Raw genomic sequence first — 23,361 nt, forward strand, 5'->3', positions numbered from 1 at the left:
TGTTAAAGAACAGAAATCGCGGCGGAGTATAGCAGAGCGTTCGGAATATGTCCCAGGGTTATGATAAGATATTGCGATATTCTTCCCAGGCTATGAATGACAATGCTGCAAAACGTACGAATCGTGCTGGTCGAAACCTCGCATACCGGCAACATGGGCTCCGTGGCTCGTGCTATGAAAACCATGGGCTTAACTAACCTGTGGCTGGTCAATCCGCTGGTCAAACCGGACTCCCAGGCCATCGCCCTGGCCGCTGGCGCCAGTGATGTTATTGGCGATGCTCAGATCGTCGATACGCTTGATGAAGCGCTGGCAGGATGCAGCCTGGTGGTCGGCACCAGCGCGCGTTCCCGCACTCTGCCGTGGCCGATGCTGGACCCGCGCGAATGCGGTTTAAAAAGCATCAGCGAAGCGCAGCATGCGCCGGTGGCAATCGTCTTTGGCCGCGAACGCGTGGGCCTGACCAACGAAGAGCTGCAAAAATGCCATTATCACGTTGCCATTCAGGCGAACCCGGAATATAGCTCCCTTAACCTCGCGATGGCGGTACAGATCCTCGCCTATGAAGTGCGCATTGCCTGGCTCGCCACGCAAGAGCAGCCGGAAGCGGCTAAAGAAGAGGAAGACGCCCCTTATCCGCTGGTGGATGACTTAGAGCGTTTCTACGTGCATCTCGAAAAAGCGCTGCAGGAAAGCGGTTTCATTCGCCCAACCCATCCGGGGCAGGTGATGAATCGCCTGCGCCGTCTGTTTACCCGTGCACGCCCGGAAAGTCAGGAATTAAACATCCTGCGCGGCATGCTGGCGTCGCTGGAAAACCCGAAAAAATCGGGCCAATAATACTTGAGTAAAATGGTAGGTTAAATAGTTGACCATTTTACTCAGGAATGTCAGACTTGCGTCCTGCTATGTGACAATCACACTTTTAAAAACCCCCGGCTCGAGGGGCTATTTGAGGTTAAGTAAGACATGAGACTGACATCAAAAGGGCGCTACGCCGTAACCGCGATGCTTGACGTTGCGCTGAACTCTGAATCGGGCCCGGTTCCTTTGGCTGATATTTCTGAACGTCAGGGTATTTCACTCTCCTACCTGGAGCAGCTGTTCTCCCGCCTGCGTAAAAATGGCCTGGTGGCCAGCGTTCGCGGTCCTGGCGGTGGTTATCTGTTAGGTAAAGACGCGAGCAGCATCGCCGTAGGCGAAGTGATCAGCGCCGTTGATGAGTCCGTAGACGCCACCCGTTGCCAGGGTAAGGGCGGCTGCCAGGGCGGCGATAAGTGCCTGACTCACGCGCTGTGGCGCGACCTGAGCGATCGCCTGACCGGCTTCCTGAATAACATCACCCTGGGTGAACTGGTTAACAACCAGGAAGTGCTGGACGTGTCCGATCGTCAACATAGTGAAAATCATCGCAGCACCCGTTCTCAGGACGCTATCGACGTCAAACTGCGCGCATAAGCAGAAGAACAAGAATTTTAGAATCAGGTTCGGGGAGCGGTGCTCCCTGTCTATAACGGCAACATATTTTAAGCCTGATTCTTCGCATTGAAGTGATGTACGGAGCTTAAGAGCAATGAAATTACCGATTTACCTCGACTACTCCGCAACCACGCCGGTAGACCCGCGTGTTGCCGAGAAGATGATGCAGTTTTTAACGATGGACGGCACCTTCGGTAACCCGGCCTCTCGTTCCCACCGTTTTGGCTGGCAGGCTGAAGAAGCCGTTGATATTGCCCGTAACCAAATCGCTGAACTGGTTGGCGCAGACCCGCGTGAAATCGTCTTCACCTCCGGCGCGACCGAGTCAGACAACCTGGCCATCAAAGGTGCAGCTAACTTCTATCAGAAGAAAGGCAAGCACATCATCACCGCCAAAACCGAACACAAAGCCGTGCTGGACACCTGTCGCCAGCTTGAGCGTGAAGGGTTTGAAGTGACTTATCTGGCGCCGCAGAGCAACGGTATCGTTGACCTGAAGCAGCTGGAAGCCGCTATGCGTGAAGACACTATTCTGGTGTCCATCATGCACGTGAACAACGAAATCGGCGTGGTGCAGGATATCGCGGCTATCGGCGAAATGTGCCGTTCCCGTGGCATTATCTTCCACGTTGATGCTACCCAGAGCGTGGGCAAACTGCCTATCGACCTGAGCCAGCTGAAAGTTGACCTGATGTCCTTCTCTGGCCACAAAATTTACGGGCCGAAAGGGATCGGTGCGCTGTACGTGCGTCGCAAACCGCGTATCCGTATCGAAGCGCAGGTTCACGGCGGTGGTCACGAGCGCGGCATGCGTTCTGGTACGCTGCCTGTACACCAGATCGTCGGCATGGGCGAAGCTTACCGTATCGCAAAAGAAGAGATGGAGACCGAAATGGCCCGTCTGCGCACGCTGCGTAACCGTCTGTGGAACGGCGTGAAAGATATGGAAGAAGTTTACCTGAACGGTGACCTGGAGCACGGCGCGCCAAACATCCTCAACGTCAGCTTTAACTACGTTGAAGGCGAGTCGCTGATCATGGCGCTGAAAGACCTCGCGGTCTCTTCGGGCTCAGCCTGTACTTCCGCTAGCCTCGAGCCATCCTACGTGCTGCGCGCGCTGGGGATGAGCGATGAACTGGCACACAGCTCTATCCGTTTCTCTCTGGGTCGTTTTACCACTGAAGAAGAGATCGATTACACCATCGAGCTGGTACGTAAATCCATTGGCCGTCTGCGCGACCTTTCTCCGCTGTGGGAAATGTTCAAACAGGGCGTGGATCTTAATTCCATCGAATGGGCTCATCACTGATCGTTCGTCAGGACGTCGATTTCAGATTCTGGAGAAGTAAAAATGGCTTACAGCGAAAAAGTAATTGATCACTACGAAAACCCACGCAACGTTGGCTCTTTTGACAACAGCGACGACAGCGTAGGTTCCGGCATGGTGGGTGCACCGGCCTGTGGCGACGTGATGAAGTTGCAGATCAAAGTCAACAATGACGGTATCATTGAAGACGCGCGTTTCAAAACCTACGGCTGCGGCTCGGCGATTGCGTCCAGCTCGCTGGTGACCGAGTGGGTGAAGGGCAAGTCCCTGGACGAAGCGCAGGCGATCAAAAACACCGACATCGCAGACGAACTCGAACTGCCGCCGGTGAAAATTCACTGCTCAATCCTGGCTGAAGACGCTATCAAAGCGGCTATCGCGGATTACAAAAGCAAACGTGAAACAAAATAACTCTAACTAATTCGAGCTTGCTGCCCGGCAGCGGCTCGAAGTATGACGAGTTAACATTTTTATTGAGGTTGTTGTATGTCGATTACCCTTAGCGACAGCGCCGCTGCCCGTGTAAGTGCCTTCCTGACCAACCGCGGTAAAGGGTTTGGTCTGCGTCTGGGTGTACGCACATCAGGCTGCTCTGGGATGGCTTATGTTCTCGAATTTGTTGATGCACCGATGGCGGATGACACCGTGTTCGAGGACAAAGGCGTGAAGGTGGTTGTCGATGGTAAAAGCCTGCAATTCTTAAACGGGACCGAGCTCGACTTCGTCAAAGAAGGCCTTAACGAAGGGTTTAAGTTCACTAACCCGAACGTGAAGGATGAGTGTGGCTGCGGCGAAAGCTTCCACGTCTGATCCCGCGCAATTCCCCACTGGCTCTGGCCTGTGGGGATTTTGCTTTACCACACAGCACTTACCTGATCTGAACCCGAGTCTGTTATGGATTATTTTACCCTGTTTGGGCTGACGCCAGGCTACACCCTGAACACCGAGCAACTTGCCAGCCGTTACCAGGAGCTGCAGCGTCAGTTCCACCCGGACAAATACGCCAGCCGCCCTCAGGCAGAACAGCTTCTGGCCGTGAGCCAGTCCGCCACTATCAACCAGGCCTGGCAGACGCTGCGTCATCCGCTTGCCCGCGCCGAATACATCCTGTCCCTGAACGGTTTCGACCTCGCGAATGAACAGCACACCGTGCGCGACACCGCGTTCCTGATGGAACAGCTGGAGCTGCGTGAAGAGCTGGACGATATCGAGCAGGCGAAAGACAGCGACAAGCTTGAAAGCTTTGCCTCGCGCGTAAAAACGATGGTGAAAAACCGCAGCGCGCAGATGGTGCAGCAGCTGGATGACCAGCAGTGGGAACAGGCGGCGGACACTGTGCGCAAGCTGCGTTTCCTCGACAAATTGCAGAGCCAAATTGAACAACTAGAAGAAAAGCTGCTCGACTTTTAACGCCTGAACTCAGGCCCGATTTTTGGAAGCGATACATGGCCTTATTACAAATTAGTGAGCCTGGCATGATGGCTGCGCCGCACCAGCGCAGGCTGGCGGCGGGCATCGACCTTGGCACCACCAACTCGCTGGTGGCTACCGTTCGCAGCGGCCAGGCCGAAACCCTTGCCGACCATGAAGGCCGCCACCTACTGCCTTCCGTGGTGCATTATCAGCAGCAAGAGCATATCGTTGGTTTTGACGCTCGCGCGCTTGCCGCGCAGGATCCCGCGAATACCATTAGCTCGGTAAAACGTATGATGGGCCGCTCTCTGGCGGACATCCAGACGCGTTATCCTCATCTTCCGTATCGCCTGCAGGCCAGTGAAAACGGCCTGCCGATGATTGAAACGCCTGCGGGACTGCTGAACCCGGTACGCATCTCTGCCGACATCCTGAAATCGCTCTCCGCGCGAGCCAGTGAAACCCTGGAAGGGGAACTGGATGGCGTGGTGATCACGGTGCCAGCCTATTTTGACGATGCGCAGCGCCAGGGCACCAAAGACGCTGCTCGCCTTGCCGGGCTGCACGTTCTTCGTTTGCTGAACGAACCTACCGCCGCGGCAATTGCCTACGGCCTCGATTCAGGCAAAGAAGGCGTTATTGCCGTTTACGATCTGGGCGGTGGGACGTTTGACATCTCCATCCTGCGCCTGAGCCGCGGTGTGTTTGAAGTGCTGGCTACCGGCGGTGATTCCGCGCTGGGCGGTGATGACTTCGACCATCTTTTGGCCGACTGGCTGCGTGAGCAGGCCGGGATTGCTGACCGTAGCGACGACCGCGTGCAGCGCCAGCTTTTGGACGCCGCCATCGCCGCCAAGATCGCGCTTAGCGATGCCGCCACCGCTAGTGTGGAAGTGGCTGGCTGGCAGGGCCAAGTCACCCGCGAGCAGTTCAACGAGCTTATCTCTTCTCTGGTTAAACGGACGCTGCTGTCCTGCCGTCGTGCGTTGAAAGACGCGGGCGTGGAAGCAGAAGACGTACTGGAAGTGGTGATGGTCGGCGGCTCAACCCGCGTACCGTTGGTGCGTGAGCGCGTAGGCGAGTTCTTTGGCCGCACGCCGTTAACCTCTATCGACCCGGATAAAGTTGTTGCCATCGGCGCGGCCATTCAGGCCGATATTCTGGTGGGCAACAAGCCGGACAGTGAAATGCTGCTGCTGGATGTGATTCCGCTGTCCCTTGGCCTGGAAACGATGGGCGGCCTGGTCGAGAAGGTTATCCCGCGTAACACCACCATCCCGGTGGCCCGCGCGCAGGAATTCACCACCTTCAAAGACGGCCAGACAGCGATGGCAATCCACGTGCTGCAGGGCGAACGTGAACTCGTTCAGGACTGTCGTTCTCTGGCGCGCTTTACGCTGCGCGGCATCCCGGCAATGTCCGCGGGCGGAGCCCACATTCGCGTCACCTTCCAGGTCGATGCCGATGGCCTGCTGAGCGTGACGGCGATGGAAAAATCCACCGGCGTTGAATCTTCAATCCAGGTGAAACCTTCTTATGGCCTGAGCGATGGCGAAATTGCCAGTATGATTCAGGATTCCATGAGTTACGCCGAGCATGATGTGCAGGCACGCATGCTGGCCGAGCAAAAAGTCGAAGCTGCCCGCGTGCTGGAAAGTTTGACCAGCGCGTTGACGGCGGATGCCGCGCTGCTAAGCGCCGCAGAACGTGCCGACATTGATGCCGCGATGGCCGCGTTAAGCGCTGCTGCAGCAGGCGAAGATGCCGACGCTATTCAAAATGAAATCAAAAACGTAGACAAGCAAACCCAGGAATTCGCCGCACGTCGTATGGATCAATCGATCCGTAAAGCGCTGACCGGCCATTCTGTGGACGAGGTTTAATATGCCAAAGATTGTTTTTCTGCCTCATCAGGACCTGTGTCCGGATGGCGCAGTTCTGGAAGCGAAGCAAGGTGAAACCATTCTCGACGTTGCGCTGCGCAACGGCATTGAGATTGAACACGCCTGTGAGAAGTCCTGCGCCTGCACCACCTGCCACTGCGTAGTGCGTGAAGGTTTTGATTCCCTCGCGGAAAGCACCGAAGACGAAGATGACATGCTAGATAAAGCATGGGGTCTGGAGCCGGAAAGCCGCCTGAGTTGCCAGGCTCGCGTCAGCGACGAAGATCTGGTGGTTGAGATGCCGCGTTACACCATTAACCACGCACGCGAACACTAACGGGAGCCGCCATGGGACTGAAGTGGACCGACAGCCGCGAAATCGGCGAGGCGCTGTACGACAGCCTTCCGGATCTCGATCCTAAGACGGTGCGTTTCACCGATATGCATCAGTGGATCTGCGAGCTGGAAGAGTTTGATGACGATCCGAACGCTTCTAACGAGAAAGTACTGGAAGCGATTTTACTTGTCTGGTTAGATGAAGCTGAATGATACACGGGCTGCCTTGGGCGGCCCGTTTTTGCATTTTGCCTGTGCTGAATAATGAAGGATTGGAAAATGACTGAAGCCATGAAAATCACCCTTTCCACGCAGCCAGCGGACGCACGCTGGGGCGAAAAGGCGACGTATAGCATTAACAATGACGGCATTACCCTACACCTGACCGGCAAAGAGGATCTCGGTCTGATCCAGCGCGCGGCGCGCAAAATTGACGGCCAGGGGCTGAAGCACGTCCAACTGGCTGGTGAAGGCTGGGACGTTGAGAAAAGCTGGGCTTTCTGGCAGGGCTATCGTGCCCCAAAAGGCACCCGCAAAATTGACTGGGCGGTGCTGAGCGAAACCGAGCAGAAAGAGCTGGATAACCGCCTGAAAGTGATCGACTGGGTTCGCCATACCATCAACACCCCGGCCGAAGAGCTTGGCCCTGAGCAGCTTGCTTCCCGCGCGGTAGATCTGCTGTGCGATGTCGCCTGCGACCACGTTTCTTACCGCATCACCAAGGGTGAAGACCTGCGTGAGCAGAACTATGCCGGTATCCACACCGTTGGCCGTGGCTCAGACCGCGCCCCTGTGCTGCTGGCACTGGACTACAACCCAACCGGCAACCCGGATGCACCGGTTTATGCAAGCCTGGTCGGGAAGGGCATTACCTTTGACTCCGGCGGCTACAGCATTAAGCAGACCGCGTTTATGGATTCCATGAAATCCGATATGGGTGGTGCCGCGACTATCACTGGCGCACTGGCTCTGGCCATCACTCGTGGCCTGAACAAGCGCGTTAAGCTGTTCCTGTGCTGTGCGGATAACATGATCAGCGGCAACGCCATGAAGCTGGGTGACATCATCACCTACCGCAACGGCAAAACCGTTGAAGTGATGAATACCGATGCCGAAGGGCGACTGGTGCTGGCTGATGGCCTGATTGACGCTGCCGCACAGAAGCCAGAGCTGATCATCGACTGCGCGACCCTGACCGGGGCAGCAAAAACGGCCCTGGGTAATGACTACCATGCGCTGTTCAGTTTTGATGACAAGCTGGCTGCCCGCCTGCTGGCAAGCGCGGCGGAAGAAAACGAGCCGTTCTGGCGCCTGCCGCTGGCTGAATTCCACCGCAGCCAGCTGCCGTCTAACTTCGCCGAACTGAACAATACCGCGAACGCCTCTTACCCTGCTGGTGCGAGCACGGCGGCAGGTTTCCTGTCTCACTTTGTAGAAAACTACCACGAAGGCTGGCTGCACGTTGACTGTTCTGCGACTTACCGTAAAGGTGCCGTTGAGCAGTGGTCTGCTGGTGCGACCGGTCTCGGCGTGCGTGCGATCGCCAATCTGCTGTTAGCGAAGTAATATTGCCCCTCACCCCGCCCCTCTCCCCATTGGGGAGAGGGAGACAAAAGTTCGAGGGAAGTTAACACCGACAATCTCTCTCTGGAAGGGGAGACACTTTGAGTGGTTCTCCTCTCCCTTTCAGGAAGAGATACTCAGAACTGTTCCCTCTCCCTTTCAGGGAGAGGGTTAGGGTGAGGGTAAACCTCTTAAGCTTTATCCCGGAATAACAATGTCAGAAACAAAAAACGAATTAGAAACCCTGCTTGAGCAGGCGGCAACCGAGCCGGCGCATCGCCCGGCATTTTTCCGTACCCTGCTGGAATCCACCGTTTGGGTGCCGGGCAATGCGGCAGAAGGTGAAGCGATTGACGCCGATAGCGCGGTTGAACTGCAGCACTGGGAAAAAGAAGACGGCACTTCGGTGATCCCTTTCTTCACCTCCCTGGAAGCTTTGCAGGAAGCGGTCAGTCACGAGCAGGCGTTTGTGGTAATGCCCGTGCGCACTTTATTTGAAATGACGCTGGGTGAAGCACTGTTCCTCAACGCCAAACTGCCGACAGGCAAAGAATTTACGCCAAATGAAATCAGCCATCTGGTCAGCGCGGAAAGCGATCCACTGAGCCAGCAGGAAGTGCTGGAGGGCGGTACTTCACTGCTGCTTTCCGAAGTCGCTGAACCGCCAGCGCAGATGGTTGACTCTCTGACCACGTTGTTTAAAAACCTGAAAACGGTCAAACGTGCGTTTATCTGCTCTATCAAAGAGCAGGCGGACGAAGAGCCAAACCTGCTGATTGGCATTGAGGCAGACGGCGGCATCGAGGCGATTATTCGCCAGGCCGGAAGCGTGGCTACCGATACGTTACCGGGCGATGAGCCGGTTGATATCTGCCAGGTTGTTGAAGGCGAGAAGGGTATCAGCCACTTTATGATTGCCCACATCACGCCGTTCTATGAACGCCGCTGGGGCAGCTTCCTGCGCGACTTCAAGCAAAACCGCATTATTTAACGGCCGGTTATACATATTCTAAGGGAGGCGCAGTGCCTCCCTTTTAGTATTTATTGCGCAGGCTCAACGGGCAGGTCTGGGCGAGCACCCCATTCACTCCACGAACCATCGTAAAGCGACACGCCGTTCACGCCCAGCGTGGTGAGCGCCAGCACCACAACGGCGGCGGTAACGCCTGAACCACAGCTGGCAATAATTGGCCGCTCAAAGTTCACGCCCTGGCGTTCAAAGATCTCGCTCAGTTTGTCCGTAGTCTTCAGTTGACCGTTTTCTACCAGGTCCACCCACGGCACGTTAAGCGCCCCAGGAATATGGCCTCGTTTCAGGCCCGGGCGTGGCTCATCGGCCAACGCGTTAAAGCGTGGAGCAGGTCGGGCATCCACAATCTGTGCAGTGCCTTCGTGACTGACCAGCAGCACGTCCGTCAGGCGCTTAATCACCAGCGGGTCGAAGTTAACTTCGAACTCACCTTCCGGTAGATCCACGCCCCCTTGTTCCAGCGGCAATGCCTCACGCTGCCACTCCGCCAGCCCACCGGCCAGAATTGACACTCTCTCGACGCCGAAGGTGCGCAGCATCCACCAGGCGCGAGGCGCGGAGAACAGGTTGCCTTCGTCGTAAACCACCAGATGCTTGTCACTGCTAACGCCAAGCTCGCGCATAGCAACGGCAAACGCTTCTGCACGTGGCATCATATGAGGAAGAGGGCTGGTGTGATCGGAGAGCGCTTCAATGTCGAAATAGGCTGCACCTGGCAGATGCCCGGCACGGTACTCCGCAGGCATATCGCGAAGTGCTTCCTGGCCTGCTGGTGCCATGCGGGCATCTAAAATCTGGATATCGTCATCGTTAATATGTTCTGCGAGCCAGTCGCTCGCGACGAAGAAAGAGGTGGACACAATGAGCCTCCGGTTCATCAAAGAAAAATGGATTGTCGGTGTTTTTCTATAACCCGGCAAGCGGCCTTGCCCGACACCGCGAGATACTTCGTAAAACTTAATGAATACTCCCGCAAATTTACTGCCGCCTGCGAGGCCTCGCGCAAGGCAGAGTATTCCGACTTTCGCTTTTCTGGCTAATCCGCATAATACTTGCTCTACGTAATGTTTGGCGGCCCTTATTGGCCAGGGATGAAAGAATGAATGCACTACGTTTGACGAGCCTTGCCGTACTGGTTTGCGGCCTGCTTGCGCTTTCCGGCTGTGACGATAAAAACAATCAGCAAACCGTTCAGCCCACCGCCTCTGCAGCAGCGGAACAAAACAGTAAGGCTGAAACTAAACCGGATGCAGCTCAACTGGAAAAACTGGCTCAGCAGTCTGCGGGGAAGCCGCTGAAGCTGCTCGATGCCTCTGAAGTTCAGCTGGACGGTGCCAGTACGTTAGTGCTGACCTTCTCGATTCCGCTCGATCCCAATCAGGACTTCAATAAAGTTGCCCATCTCGTGGATAAAACCAGCGGCAAAGTGGACGGTGCCTGGGAGCTTTCCAGCGACCTAAAAGAACTTCGTCTGCGGCATCTGGAGCCCAAACGCACGCTGATTGTGACCGTAGACAGCGGGCTGCTCGCGCTCAATAAAGCGACGTTCGAAGATGGCTTTGAAAAGCAAATTGCCACGCGTGATATTCAGCCGAGCGTTGGCTTTGCCAGCCGGGGCTCCTTGCTGCCGACTAAAGTGATTGCGGGGTTGCCGGTGATGGCGCTTAACGTCGATAACGTTGACGTTAACTTTTATCGCATTAAAGACAGCTCCCTAAGCGCGTTTGTCAGCCAGTGGCAGTACCGTAACTCGGTTTCAAACTGGGAATCTGACAATCTGCTGAAGCTGGCTGACTTGGTTTACACCGGGCGTTTTGACCTAAATCCTGCGCGAAATACCCGTGAGAAGCTAATGCTGCCGCTGGGTGATATCAAACCTCTCCAGCAGCCCGGCGTCTATCTCGCTATCATGAGCCAGGCCGGGCATTACGCCTACAGCAATGCTGCAACCCTGTTCACGCTGAGTGATGTTGGTGTTTCGGTGCATCGCTACCACGACAGAATTGACGTCTTTACTCAAAGCCTGGAGAACGGTGCCGCGCAGTCGGGTGTGGAGATTGCGCTGTTGAACGAAAAAGGCCAAACGGTAGGGCAAACGAAAAGTGATAGTGACGGGCATGCCACGCTTGAGAAGCTGAACAAAGGCACGCTGCTGCTGGCGCGCAATGGTGAGCAAACCACGCTGCTCGATCTCAGCCGCCCGGCGCTGGATCTGGCGGAGTTTGATATTGCCGGTGAGCAAGGCTACAGCAAACAGTTCTTCATGTTTGGCCCAAGAGATCTCTATCGTCCCGGAGAGTCTGTCATCGTGAATGCCCTGCTCAGGGATGGGGATGGCAAACCGCTCCCGCCGCAGCCGGTGAAGCTTGAGGTCGTAAAACCAGACGGACAGGTTACCCGTACAGAAGTGTGGCAGTCTGCCAACGGACTTTATCAATTTACCTATCCTCTGAGTGAAAGCGCGGCAACCGGTAACTGGCAAATGCGGGTCAACACCGGGGATAACCAGCCGCGTATCTGGACATTTAAAGTTGAAGACTTCATGCCGGAGCGTATGGCGCTGAATCTCACGGCGCAGAGTGCGCCGATAGCGCCTGAAGATACCGTCAATTTCGACGTTACCGGACGCTATCTCTACGGTGCGCCAGCCGCGGGTAACAGCCTTCAGGGGCAGTTATTCCTGCGCCCTTTACGTGATGCCGTTGCAAAGCTGCCTGGGTTCCAGTTCGGAGATATCAATGAGCAAAACCTTTCCCGTAGCCTGGATGCCGTTGAGCTAACGCTGGATGAACAAGGGCACACGACCGTCAGCGCGGAAAGCCAGTGGGGGGACGTGCATTCTCCTCTGCGCCTTATTTTGCAGGCTAGCCTGCTGGAGTCCGGCGGTCGCCCGGTGACACGCCGCGTTGAGCAGGCTATCTGGCCAGCTCAGGCAATGCCTGGGATCCGCCCTCAATTTGCCAGCAAAGAGGTTTATGACTACCGGACCGACACTACCCGCACTCAGCCCATCGTCGATGAAGACAGCAGCGCAGGTTTCGACATTGTGTATGCCGATTCGCGGGGGGAAAAGCTGGCGGTAAGCGATCTGGACGTGCGCCTGATTCGTGAGCGTCGGGACTACTACTGGAGCTGGGAAGAAAGTGAAGGCTGGCGGTCTCAGTACGATCAAAAAGATCTGGTGGAAGCCGAGCAGACGTTGACGCTGGCTGCCGGAGAAACGGGCAAAGTTGCCTTCCCGGTAGAGTGGGGCTCGTACCGTCTGGAAGTTCGAGATCCAGAGAGCAACCTTGTCAGTAGCCTGCGCTTCTGGGCCGGTTACAGCTGGCAGGATAACAGCGATGGCACGGGGGTAGTGCGCCCGGACAGAGTGACGTTAAAAATAGATAAACCGTCTTACAAAGCTGGCGATACCATCAATCTGCATATTGCCGCGCCTGCCGCAGGTAAAGGTTATGCGCTGGTGGAATCCAGTGACGGCCCACTGTGGTGGAAAGAAATCGATGTTCCGGCAGGCGGCATGGATCTTGCCATTCCGGTGGATAAGAGCTGGCAGCGGCACGATCTTTACTTAAGCACCGTTGTTATTCGCCCCGGAGACAAGGCGCGTTCCGCCACGCCTAAGCGTGCGGTTGGGATCCTTCATCTGCCGCTAGGAGACGAGAGCCGCCGTCTCGATCTGACGTTGCAAAATCCAGCTAAAATGCGGCCTAACCAAAACCTGACCGTGAAGGTGAAGGCCAGCGTGAAAAATGGCGAAGTGCCGAAGCAGATTAACGTGCTGCTGTCCGCCGTGGACAGCGGCGTGCTTAATATCACCGATTACAAAACGCCGGATCCGTGGGACGCCTTCTTTGGACGCAAGCGCTATGGGGCAGATATCTATGACATTTACGGTCAGGTGATTGAAGGAGAAGGGCGACTGGCTGCTTTGCGCTTCGGCGGTGACGGCGATGAAGGCGATGAGCTAAGTCGCGGCGGTAAAAAGCCGGTGAATCATGTCACTATCATCGCTCAGCAAGCCCAACCGGTTGCGCTGGATGAAAACGGCGAAGGAACGGTAACGCTGCCGATTGGTGATTTCAACGGCGAGTTGCGGGTTATGGCGCAGGCCTGGACCGACGATCGCTTTGGTAATACCGAAGAAAAAGTCACAGTTGCCGCGCCGCTGGTGAGCGAACTGGCAGCGCCGAGATTTATGGCGAGTGGCGATACCAGCCGCTTCGCGCTGGATCTCACTAACCTGACGGACAGGCCCCAGCAGCTTAGCGTGGTACTCAGCGCTCAGGGGCTGTTAGCGCTCAATGGCGCGTCGACGATGGACGTGAAGCTGGCGCCTGGTGCTCGCGGCACGCTGTTCATTCCCGTACGTGCGCTGGAAGGTTTCGGTGACGGTGAAATCAAAGCCGTGATTAACGGCCTCGCACTGCCGGGTGAAGCGCTGGCTGACCCAATCAAACAGTGGAAAATCGGCGTTCGTCCTGCATTCCCTGCGCAGACGGTGAACAGCGGTGCCGTGGTTAAACCGGGAGAGACATGGACGCTTCCGCCTAAGCATCTGTCCGGCATTGCTGAATCAACCCTGGAAGGGCAGTTGCTGCTGAGCGGGCGTCCGCCACTGAACCTGGCGCGTTACATTCGTGAGCTAAAAGCCTATCCGTATGGCTGCCTTGAGCAAACGACCAGCGGCCTGTTCCCGTCTCTGTACACCAATGAAGCTGAACTTAATGCGCTGGGTATCAAAGGTATTACCGACCAGCAGCGCCGGAACGCCATTGATGTAGGGATTGCCCGCCTGCTTGAGATGCAAAGTGACAATGGCGCTTTTGGGCTGTGGGATAAAGCAGGGCCGGAAGAATACTGGCTGACGGCCTACGTGACCGACTTCCTGGTGCGAGCTGGCGAACAGGGTTACAGCGTCAATGCGGATGCACTCAGCAAGGCCAATCAGCGCCTGCTGCGCTATCTGCAGGATCCGGGTTTGATTGCCTTACGCTACAGTGATGACGCTCCGGCCAGCCGCTTTGCGGTACAGACCTATGCCGGGCTGGTGCTGGCTCGCCAGCAAAAAGCGCCCCTTGGGGCATTGCGAGAGCTTTGGCAACGCCGCGAGCAGGCTCGTGCCGGGCTGCCCCTCGTGCAGTTGGGCGTGGCCCTGAAGCTCATGGGGGATGAACCTCGTAGCCAACAAGCGATTGCTTTGGGGCTGAAAACTCAGCGCAGTGATAAACAGATCTGGATGGCGGATTACGGCAGCGAACTGCGGGATAAAGCGATGATGCTGAGCCTGCTGGAAGAGAATAAGCTGCTACCCGACACCCAAAACCAGCTACTGCTTGAGCTGTCTGATATGGCCTGGAGCCAGGGTTGGTTATCCACTCAGGAAACCAATGCGTTGTTTATTGCCGGTCACGGTCTGCAAAACGTGAAAGGCGACTGGCAGGCGCAAACATCGCTTGGTGCACAGCCACTGGCATCCAGTCAGTCGGTAACGCGTAATTTGAGCGCGCAGCAGCTTTCTGGCCTTCAGGTGACCAACACCGGGATGAGCAGCCTCTATTTACGCCTCGACAGCGCGGGATATCCGCAGCAGGCACCGGCTCCCTACAGCAATGTGCTGCATATTGAACGCCACTTCCTTGATGCGAAAGGCAACACCCGGCCGCTTTCTTCACTGAAAAGCGGTGAGCTGGTTATGGTCTGGCTGGATGTTTGGGCAGACAAGAACGTGCCTGATGCTCTGGTCGTCGATTTACTGCCGGCCGGGCTGGAGCTGGAAAACCAGAATCTGGCTAAAAGCAGCGCCAGCCTGGGGGACAGCGCGAGTGAAGTACAGACTCTGCTGAACCAAATGCAGCAGCAGGACATTCAGCATGTGGAGTTCAGGGATGACCGCTTTGTGGCCGCATTGCCGCTTAATGAAGGCCAGCATGCGACTCTTATTTACCTGGCCCGAGCCGTTACGCCGGGAAGCTACACCGTGCCCGTACCGCAGGTGGAATCCATGTACGTTCCGCAGTGGCGGGCAACCGGTAGCAGTATCGGCACGTTGACCGTTGTGCCGTAAGCAGAACGTCGGTGCTTAACGGATCAAGGCTACGCTGGCGGCGGGGCTATCTCTGGCTGATAGTCCCACTGCTGGTTGCCACTTTTATCTGGCTGGCGGATAAGCTTTGGCCGTTGCCGCTGCAAGAGGTCAATCCGGCCCGGGTGGTGGTGGCGGCAGACGGCACGCCGCTTTGGCGTTTTGCGGATGCCGAAGGGATCTGGCGTTATCCCGTCGTACAAAACCAGGTGTCTCCCCGCTACCTGGAAGCGCTAATCGGCTATGAGGATCGCTGGTTTTGGGATCATCCTGGCGTCAATCCGTTCTCTATCTTGCGTGCGGCCTGGCAGGATCTGCTCAATGGGGAAGTAATCTCTGGTGGCAGTACGCTGACAATGCAGGTTGCCCGTTTATTGGATCCCCATCCTCGTACACTCGGCGGCAAAATACGTCAGGTCTGGCGGGCCTTTCAGCTCGAGTGGCATCTTTCCAAAACGGAGATCCTGACGCTCTACCTTAATCGTGCCCCCTTTGGCGGCACTCTACAGGGGATCGGCGCGGCAAGCTGGGCCTACCTTGGAAAAGCGCCTGAACAGCTAAGTTATTCAGAAGCGGCCTTGCTTGCCGTGCTACCTCAGGCTCCCAGCCGCCTGCGGCCCGATCGCTGGCCTGAACGAGCGCAACAGGCGCGGGATAAGGTTTTACGCCGTATGGCGGAACAGGGCGTGTGGTCGCAAAAGCAGGTTGATGAGGCTTTGCAGGAGCCTGTTTGGCTGGCACCGCGACAGATGCCGCAGCTGGCTCCGCTGCTGTCGCGGGCACTGGTATCGAAAAGCAAGTCAACGTTGATTGCGACCACGATAAATGCTCCTTTACAGCGCCAACTGGAAGAGCTGGCGCTGAACTGGAAATCACGCCTGCCGCCTCGATCCTCTCTGGCCATGCTGGTGGTTGATCACACCACAATGCAGGTTCGCGGGTGGGTGGGATCGGCGGATATTAACGACGATAGCCGATTTGGGCATGTCGATATGGTCACCGCGATTCGCTCGCCGGGGTCCGTGTTAAAGCCTTTTGTTTACGGCATGGCAATGGATGACGGGCTGATTCATCCGGCGTCGTTGTTGCAGGACGTCCCGCGTCGGTTCGGCGATTATCGCCCTGGGAATTTCGACACCGGTTTTCACGGGCCGGTAAGCATGAGTGATGCTTTGGTGCGTTCGCTGAATTTACCTGCTGTTCAGGTGCTTGAGGCCTACGGGCCGAAGCGTTTTGCCGGGCAGATGGGCAATGTGGGGCTTAATCTTCGCTTCCCTCAGGGCAGTGAGCCCAACCTGTCGCTTATTCTTGGGGGCGGTGGCGCCAGGCTGGACCAGATAGTGGCAGCCTACAGCGCGTTTGCCCGTCATGGCAAGGCCGCTCAGTTGCGGATTTTGGAAAGTGATGCCCTGCAAGAGCGCCCTCTGATGTCGCCGGGAGCTGCGTGGGTGATTCGCCGTATTCTTGCCGGAGAAGCCCAGCCTCAGCCGGATGCTTCTTTACCTCCCGTCGTGCCTCTGGCGTGGAAAACCGGGACCAGTTACGGGTATCGTGATGCCTGGGCCATAGGCATTAACTCGCGCTATCTGATTGGCATCTGGACCGGCAGGCCTGATAGCACGCCGGTGGCGGGGCAGTTTGGGTTAGGGAGTGCCGTACCGCTGCTTAATCAGGTGAATAATTTGCTGCAGGCTAATTCGCGCGTGCAGCAGCTCCATTTGCCGACCGATCCCCGGCCCACTTCCGTTACTGCCGCAGAGATCTGCTGGCCTGGCGGCCAGGCATTGCCAGCCGGGGATGTGAACTGTCGTCGACGGCTGGCAACATGGCTTCTGGACGATGCTCAGCCGCCCACGCTGCTGGCTCCGGGGCAAGAGGGCGTTCAGGGAACGCGCCAGCTTATTTGGGTGGATGCGCAGGGTAAGCGAGTGGCCGCCGATTGTCCTGGGGCTATTCAACAGGCAGTGGCTCTCTGGCCATTGCCCCTTGAACCCTGGCTACCCCCGACTGAACGCCGTGCTGCTCGTTTGCCAGCCGTTTCAGCCAGTTGCCCACCGCTACAGAAAGAGAGTGCAACGCCGCTGCTGCTGCTCGGCGTGCGTGACGGCACTATTTTGAAACGCTTACCGGGGCAGATGCAGCTCCCGCTACGGTTTTCCAGCCAGGGCGGGCAGGGCCAGCGGTGGTGGTTCATTAACGGAGAAAGCGAAGAGAGCAAAGGCGACGGGCTGGCCTTAATGCTCAATAAACCGAGCGACTATCAGGTCGTGGTGATGGATGAGTCCGGGCAGGTTGCCAGCGCGACCTTTACCCTGCAGTGACGACAAAACGTGAAATTTCATCCGCTGCAGCAATAGTGTTGCCAAAACTAATCTTATTTTAAAAAAATGTTATCTCCATCCATAGGCAACGACAAACTTGCTCTTTATAATCTGCGCCAATTTCATAACCGGGTTTCCCCGGACACACAGAACATCTACAGAGGTAATCATGGCTATTGAACGTACTTTTTCCATCATCAAACCAAACGCGGTGGCAAAAAACGTTATTGGTAACATTTATGCTCGTTTTGAATCTGCAGGGTTTAAAATCGTTGGCGCAAAAATGCTGCACCTGACCGTTGAGCAGGCTCGTGGTTTCTACGCCGAGCACGACGGTAAGCCGTTCTTCGACGGTCTGGTTGAGTTCATGACTTCTGGCCCAATCGTTGTTTCCGTGCTGGAAAGCGAAAACGCAGTACAGCGTCACCGTGACCTGCTGGGCGCAACTAACCCGGCTAACGCACTGGCGGGTACTCTGCGTGCAGACTACGCAGACAGCTTCACCGAAAACGGCACCCACGGTTCTGACTCCGTAGAATCCGCAGCCCGTGAAATCGCCTACTTCTTCGGCGAAGGCGAAGTGTGCCCACGCACACGTTGATATTTCTAAATCTGTAAGCGAATTTACACTTAATATCTTAGTTGTTCGCTTTCAGTCGTGGCATCTATGCCATAGAATTTGTACAATGCAACGCCCCCGGAAGAGCCTGCTCACCGGGGCGTTTCTTTTTCTAACCCTCCAGGGGCCATAACGTGTAACAACGAGGCCGGAAAACATTATGTCTGAAATGAACACGCCTGAAGCAACACCTGTTGTTGTTTCCAATAAAGCCGAAAAAATTAACCTGCTCGATCTCAACCGCCAGCAGCTGCGCGAGTTTTTCGCCGAGCTGGGTGAAAAACCTTTCCGTGCAGATCAGGTCATGAAGTGGATGTATCACTACTGCAGTGATGATTTCGATGAAATGACGGACATCAACAAGGTCCTGCGCAATAAGCTGAAAGAGATCGCCGAGATTCGTGCACCTGAAGTTGCTGAAGAGCAACGTTCTGCCGACGGTACCATCAAGTGGGCAATCAAAATTGCCGACCAGCTGGTGGAAACGGTGTATATCCCGGAGGAAGACCGCGCCACGCTGTGTGTTTCTTCTCAGGTTGGCTGTGCGCTGGAATGTAAATTCTGCTCAACCGCGCAGCAGGGCTTTAACCGTAACCTGCGTGTGTCTGAAATTATTGGTCAGGTCTGGCGCGCGGCGAAGATTATCGGTGCGCAGAAGAAAACCGGCGTGCGTCCTATCACCAACGTGGTGATGATGGGCATGGGCGAACCTCTGCTGAACCTGAACAACGTTGTTCCGGCAATGGAAATCATGCTCGACGACTTTGGCTTTGGTCTGTCCAAACGCCGCGTCACGCTTTCTACCTCTGGTGTGGTACCCGCACTGGATAAGCTCGGGGATATGATTGATGTCGCGCTGGCAATTTCGCTGCACGCGCCGACCGATGATATTCGTGATGAAATCATGCCGATCAACAAGAAGTACAACATCGAAACCTTCCTGGCGGCAGTTCGTCGTTACCTGGAGAAATCCAACGCCAACCAGGGCCGCGTCACGGTGGAATACGTTCTGCTGGATCACGTCAATGATGGTACCGAACATGCGCATCAGCTGGCTGAATGCCTGAAAGATACGCCGTGCAAAATCAACCTGATTCCATGGAACCCGTTCCCGGGCGCACCATACGGCCGCAGCTCCAACAGCCGTATCGATCGTTTCTCTAAAGTGCTGATGAGCTATGGTTTCACCACCATTGTTCGCAAGACACGCGGTGACGATATCGACGCGGCATGTGGTCAGTTGGCCGGGGAAGTGATCGACCGTACCAAACGCACTATGCGTAAACGTATGCAGGGTGAACCTATTGCCGTAAAGGCTGTTTGATTGTAGATGGCGATTTGCCGCGCTGGGCGAGGGCGCCCGGCGCAGTATAAAAAACGGGCAAAAGTGCATGAACAGTCAATAACGTGGCCTAATACATCATTCAGCATAATAATTACGGTGCGTTTCTGGCGGCTTTAAGGCAGTATGTAGCGTCGCAACAACAGTTTAGTTGTGCCCATTTCGTAAAGTTAACGGACAGCCTGCCAAAGGCTGACTATGGTTAACTAACCGGCGAGTCCGGTAGCCCGTTAAAATGCCAGCTAGCGCTAACAGCATGGCGGGAATCGGGTATTTTTACTGAGGGGTAGCCTTCAGGTATCAGATTTGTTTCGCGGTGCGAGTCAATCTGACGTAGCGGAGACGCTGCGGTACAGGACTTGTGCCAAATTCTTTAATTTGAACAGTACCAGCAGTTGTAGCTAATGAATACTGAAGCCACTAACGAATCAAATGCAGCACAAACCACAGGCCAGCGTTTACGTAATGCACGTGAGCAAATGGGGCTCAGCCAGCAGGCTGTGGCTGAACGCCTGTGCCTGAAAGTTTCCACCGTCAGGGATATCGAAGACGACAAGGCGCCTGCCGAGCTGGCGTCTACTTTCCTGCGTGGCTATATCCGCTCTTATGCGCGACTGGTTCGTATTCCTGAAGAAGAGCTGTTGCCGATGATGGCGAAACAGGCACCGATTAAGGCAGCCAAAGTTGAGCCGATGCAAAGCTTCTCTCTTGGTAAGCGTCGTAAAAAGCGCGACGGCTGGCTGATGAGCTTTACCTGGCTGATTCTGTTCGTGGTGATTGGCCTGACCGGCGCATGGTGGTGGCAAAATCACAAAGCGCAGCAGGAAGAGCTGTCGACCATGGCCGATCAATCTTCCACCGAACTTTCAACCAGCGGCGGCCAGTCTGTGCCGCTGAACACCGGCAGTGATACGCCTGCCGATGCAACATCTACTACATCAACACCTGCGCAACCTGTTGAACTGCCTACGCCAGTGGAGAACACCGCTTCTTCTTCTGCACCAGCTCAGCAAACCGCTGCTGCAGATGCGGCTCAGCAATCTGCCGTTGTGGCGCCAAGCCAGGCACCTGTTGATAACGCTCAGACAACGCCAGCGCCAACCGCAGGCCAACTGCCAACCGACCAGGCTGGCGTGAATCAGACTACGGACGCCTCTCAGGGGCTGTCTATGCACTTCACAGCTGACTGCTGGCTGGAAGTGACTGACGCCAGCGGCAAAAAGCTGTTTAGCGGCCTGCAGCGCAAAGATGCGAAGCTCGATTTAGCGGGTAAAGCGCCTTATAAACTGAAAATTGGCGCACCGTCAGCAGTACAGGTTCAATATCAGGGCAAACCTGTGGACCTGAGTCGCTTTATCAGAACTAACCAGGTTGCACGTCTCACTGTCGGTGCTGAATAATCAGCGCCAGTTCAGACGCGTAATTGTGGAGATTTACCATGCATAATGCCGCACCCATCCAACGTCGCAAATCCAAGCGGATCTACGTCGGTAATGTGCCAATCGGCGATGGTGCCCCTATCGCCGTTCAGTCGATGACCAATACGCGCACCACCGATGTGGAAGCCACGGTTAATCAAATCAAAGCATTAGAACGCGTGGGTGCCGACATCGTTCGCGTATCCGTGCCGACAATGGACGCCGCAGAGGCGTTTAAGCTTATCAAGCAGCAGGTCAGCGTCCCGCTGGTCGCCGATATCCACTTCGATTACCGTATCGCGCTTAAAGTCGCAGAGTACGGCGTTGATTGCCTGCGTATTAACCCCGGCAACATCGGCAACGAAGAGCGTATTCGCACGGTGGTTGACTGCGCACGCGATAAAAATATTCCTATCCGTATCGGCGTGAATGCCGGTTCTCTGGAAAAAGATCTGCAGGAAAAATACGGCGAGCCGACACCTCAGGCGCTGCTCGAATCCGCCATGCGCCACGTCGATCATCTGGATCGTCTCAACTTCGATCAGTTTAAGGTGAGCGTAAAAGCGTCAGACGTATTCCTGGCCGTTGAGTCTTATCGCCTGCTGGCAAAACAGATCGATCAGCCGCTGCATCTCGGGATCACCGAAGCGGGCGGCGCGCGCGCAGGTTCTGTCAAATCCGCTATCGGCCTCGGGCTGCTGCTCTCTGAAGGGATCGGTGACACGCTGCGCATTTCCCTGGCGGCAGATCCGGTGGAAGAGATCAAAGTGGGCTTCGACATCCTTAAGTCGTTGCGCATTCGCTCCCGTGGGATCAACTTTATCGCCTGTCCAACTTGCTCACGTCAGGAGTTTGACGTTATCGGGACGGTAAACGCCCTGGAGCAGCGCCTGGAAGACATTATCACCCCGATGGACGTTTCCATTATCGGCTGCGTGGTGAATGGCCCGGGTGAAGCGCTGGTTTCCACGCTTGGGGTGACCGGCGGCAATAAAAAAAGTGGTTTCTACGAAGATGGCGTCCGCCAGCGAGATCGTATGGACAACTACGACATGATTGCGCAGCTTGAAGCGCGTATTCGTGCCAAAGCCAGCATGCTGGATGAAAAACAGCGTATTGATATCCAACAGCTGGAAAAATAATGCGAAGCATGGGAAGCACAGGGCTTCCCGTGTATGATTGAGCCCGCACGGCCGTTTACCTGAGTAAGTGGCCTGATTTCGGGTTCATTTTTTGTATATAAAGCAGAGAACAAACGTGGCAAAAAATATTCAAGCCATTCGCGGCATGAACGATTACCTGCCGGGCGAAACCGCCATCTGGCAGCGTATTGAAGGCATTCTTAAGCAGGTGCTCGCGAGCTACGGTTACAGCGAAATCCGTTTGCCGATTGTAGAGCAGACCCCGTTATTCAAACGCGCTATCGGTGAAGTCACCGACGTGGTTGAAAAAGAGATGTATACCTTTGAGGATCGCAACGGCGACAGCCTGACCCTGCGTCCTGAGGGCACCGCGGGCTGCGTGCGTGCCGGTATCGAACATGGTCTTCTGTACAATCAGGAACAGCGTTTGTGGTACATCGGGCCGATGTTCCGCCACGAACGTCCTCAGAAAGGGCGTTATCGCCAGTTTAATCAGCTGGGTGTGGAAGTGTTTGGCCTGAACGGTCCGGATATCGACGCCGAGCTTATCATGCTGACTGCTCGCTGGTGGCGCGCGCTGGGTATTGACCAGCACGTCAGCCTGGAGCTGAACTCCATCGGTTCTCTGGAAGCGCGCGCTAACTACCGTGATGCGCTTGTTGCTTTCCTGGAACAGCATAAAGAGAAGCTGGACGAAGACTGCAAACGCCGCATGTACAGCAACCCGCTGCGCGTGCTGGACTCCAAAAATCAGGACGTTCAGGCTCTGTTGAACGACGCGCCTCAGCTGGGCGATTACCTGGATGAAGAGTCCCGCGAGCATTTCGCTGGTCTGTGCCAGTTCCTGGATGCGGCAGGCATTGCTTACACCGTTAACCAGCGTTTGGTTCGCGGCCTGGATTACTACAACCGCACCGTGTTTGAGTGGGTGACCAATAGCCTGGGCTCTCAGGGTACCGTGTGTGCCGGTGGCCGCTACGATGGTCTGGTGGAGCAGCTTGGCGGGCGCGCGGCGCCAGCGGTTGGCTTTGCCATGGGCCTCGAACGCCTTGTTTTACTGGTTCAGGCGATTAATCCTGAATTTAAAGCAGAATCCGTTGTCGATATGTACCTGATATCTTCAGGTCAGGGAACGCAGGGCGCGGCAATGCTGCTGGCTGAAAAGCTACGTGACCAGGTGCCGGCCCTGAAATTGATGACTAACTATGGCGGCGGTAACTTCAAGAAGCAGTTCGTTCGTGCCGACAAGTGGGGCGCTCGCGTTGCACTGGTGCTGGGCGAAGATGAAGTCGCTAAAGGCGAAGTCGTGGTTAAGGATTTACGCACAGGTGAGCAACAAAACGTCGCGCAAGCCGACGCTGCCGCCCATCTGCAGGCGTTACTGGGTTAATTACCCGGTGATT

Annotated in this window: 19 protein-coding genes; 18 read left to right on the plus strand and 1 reads right to left on the minus strand. The window is 55.8% G+C overall.

The annotated features are described in order from the left end of the window. The first annotated feature begins 102 nt into the window (after nucleotides 1-102). From trmJ to sseB, 11 genes are all read left to right on the plus strand, one after another. A complete protein-coding gene (gene trmJ, locus ACR6JA_RS09815) occupies nucleotides 103-840 on the plus strand; it encodes a tRNA (cytosine(32)/uridine(32)-2'-O)-methyltransferase TrmJ (protein WP_039305709.1) in 738 nt (245 codons plus the stop codon). Nucleotides 841-969: 129 nt separating this feature from the next. After that, complete coding sequence (gene iscR / locus ACR6JA_RS09820) at nucleotides 970-1,458, plus strand: Fe-S cluster assembly transcriptional regulator IscR (RefSeq protein ID WP_008459430.1); 489 nt, start codon at nucleotides 970-972, stop codon at nucleotides 1,456-1,458. Nucleotides 1,459-1,573: 115 nt separating this feature from the next. Next, complete coding sequence (gene iscS / locus ACR6JA_RS09825) at nucleotides 1,574-2,788, plus strand: cysteine desulfurase (RefSeq protein ID WP_039296161.1); 1,215 nt, start codon at nucleotides 1,574-1,576, stop codon at nucleotides 2,786-2,788. Between the two features lie 42 nt (nucleotides 2,789-2,830). Then, nucleotides 2,831-3,217 carry a Fe-S cluster assembly scaffold IscU gene (gene iscU / locus ACR6JA_RS09830; protein WP_008459428.1) on the plus strand — a complete coding sequence of 129 codons (387 nt, stop codon included), beginning with the start codon at nucleotides 2,831-2,833 and terminating at the stop codon, nucleotides 3,215-3,217. A gap of 75 nt (nucleotides 3,218-3,292) precedes the next feature. After that, the gene (iscA, locus tag ACR6JA_RS09835; protein WP_008459427.1) at nucleotides 3,293-3,616 is read left to right on the plus strand and encodes an iron-sulfur cluster assembly protein IscA; all 324 of its coding nucleotides are present in this window, start codon (nucleotides 3,293-3,295) and stop codon (nucleotides 3,614-3,616) included. Between the two features lie 84 nt (nucleotides 3,617-3,700). Beyond that, complete coding sequence (gene hscB / locus ACR6JA_RS09840) at nucleotides 3,701-4,216, plus strand: co-chaperone HscB (RefSeq protein WP_039296154.1); 516 nt, start codon at nucleotides 3,701-3,703, stop codon at nucleotides 4,214-4,216. A gap of 35 nt (nucleotides 4,217-4,251) precedes the next feature. Beyond that, entirely contained in the window at nucleotides 4,252-6,102 is a 1,851-nt protein-coding gene (gene hscA, locus ACR6JA_RS09845) for a Fe-S protein assembly chaperone HscA (protein ID WP_494492645.1), read from the plus strand. Between the two features lies 1 nt (nucleotide 6,103). Next, entirely contained in the window at nucleotides 6,104-6,439 is a 336-nt protein-coding gene (fdx, locus tag ACR6JA_RS09850; protein WP_008459424.1) for an ISC system 2Fe-2S type ferredoxin, read from the plus strand. A gap of 11 nt (nucleotides 6,440-6,450) precedes the next feature. Continuing rightward, a complete protein-coding gene (gene iscX, locus ACR6JA_RS09855) occupies nucleotides 6,451-6,651 on the plus strand; it encodes a Fe-S cluster assembly protein IscX (protein ID WP_494492646.1) in 201 nt (66 codons plus the stop codon). 66 nt (nucleotides 6,652-6,717) lie between these two features. Next, nucleotides 6,718-8,004 carry an aminopeptidase PepB gene (pepB, locus tag ACR6JA_RS09860; RefSeq protein ID WP_213715549.1) on the plus strand — a complete coding sequence of 429 codons (1,287 nt, stop codon included), beginning with the start codon at nucleotides 6,718-6,720 and terminating at the stop codon, nucleotides 8,002-8,004. A gap of 211 nt (nucleotides 8,005-8,215) precedes the next feature. Further along, complete coding sequence (sseB, locus tag ACR6JA_RS09865) at nucleotides 8,216-8,992, plus strand: enhanced serine sensitivity protein SseB (RefSeq protein ID WP_494492647.1); 777 nt, start codon at nucleotides 8,216-8,218, stop codon at nucleotides 8,990-8,992. A gap of 50 nt (nucleotides 8,993-9,042) precedes the next feature. On the opposite strand, the gene sseA is transcribed toward sseB, so the two are convergent. Continuing rightward, complete coding sequence (gene sseA / locus ACR6JA_RS09870; protein WP_494492648.1) at nucleotides 9,043-9,891, minus strand: 3-mercaptopyruvate sulfurtransferase; 849 nt, start codon at nucleotides 9,889-9,891, stop codon at nucleotides 9,043-9,045. A 239-nt stretch (nucleotides 9,892-10,130) separates the two neighbouring features. Here sseA and ACR6JA_RS09875 point away from each other — a divergent pair, with 239 nt between their 5' ends. The 7 genes from ACR6JA_RS09875 to hisS all read left to right on the plus strand — a co-directional run bounded on the left by ACR6JA_RS09875 (nucleotide 10,131) and on the right by hisS (nucleotide 23,348). Next, nucleotides 10,131-15,098 (plus strand): alpha-2-macroglobulin family protein, encoded by a 4,968-nt coding sequence (locus tag ACR6JA_RS09875; RefSeq protein ID WP_494492649.1) that lies wholly within the window; start codon nucleotides 10,131-10,133, stop codon nucleotides 15,096-15,098. 11 nt (nucleotides 15,099-15,109) lie between these two features. Beyond that, nucleotides 15,110-17,437 (plus strand): peptidoglycan glycosyltransferase PbpC, encoded by a 2,328-nt coding sequence (pbpC, locus tag ACR6JA_RS09880; protein WP_494492650.1) that lies wholly within the window; start codon nucleotides 15,110-15,112, stop codon nucleotides 17,435-17,437. A 169-nt stretch (nucleotides 17,438-17,606) separates the two neighbouring features. Beyond that, on the plus strand, nucleotides 17,607-18,038 hold the full coding sequence (gene ndk, locus ACR6JA_RS09885; protein ID WP_039296136.1) for a nucleoside-diphosphate kinase: 432 nt from the start codon (nucleotides 17,607-17,609) through the stop codon (nucleotides 18,036-18,038). Nucleotides 18,039-18,216: 178 nt separating this feature from the next. Next, a complete protein-coding gene (rlmN, locus tag ACR6JA_RS09890) occupies nucleotides 18,217-19,380 on the plus strand; it encodes a dual-specificity RNA methyltransferase RlmN (RefSeq protein WP_008459410.1) in 1,164 nt (387 codons plus the stop codon). 422 nt (nucleotides 19,381-19,802) lie between these two features. After that, a complete protein-coding gene (gene rodZ / locus ACR6JA_RS09895; RefSeq protein WP_213715555.1) occupies nucleotides 19,803-20,798 on the plus strand; it encodes a cytoskeleton protein RodZ in 996 nt (331 codons plus the stop codon). A gap of 38 nt (nucleotides 20,799-20,836) precedes the next feature. After that, complete coding sequence (gene ispG, locus ACR6JA_RS09900) at nucleotides 20,837-21,958, plus strand: flavodoxin-dependent (E)-4-hydroxy-3-methylbut-2-enyl-diphosphate synthase (protein WP_494492651.1); 1,122 nt, start codon at nucleotides 20,837-20,839, stop codon at nucleotides 21,956-21,958. 115 nt (nucleotides 21,959-22,073) lie between these two features. Continuing rightward, entirely contained in the window at nucleotides 22,074-23,348 is a 1,275-nt protein-coding gene (hisS, locus tag ACR6JA_RS09905; protein ID WP_008459407.1) for a histidine--tRNA ligase, read from the plus strand. Nucleotides 23,349-23,361: the final 13 nt, after the last annotated feature.

This window comes from Cedecea sp. B1(4) (assembly GCF_059414925.1).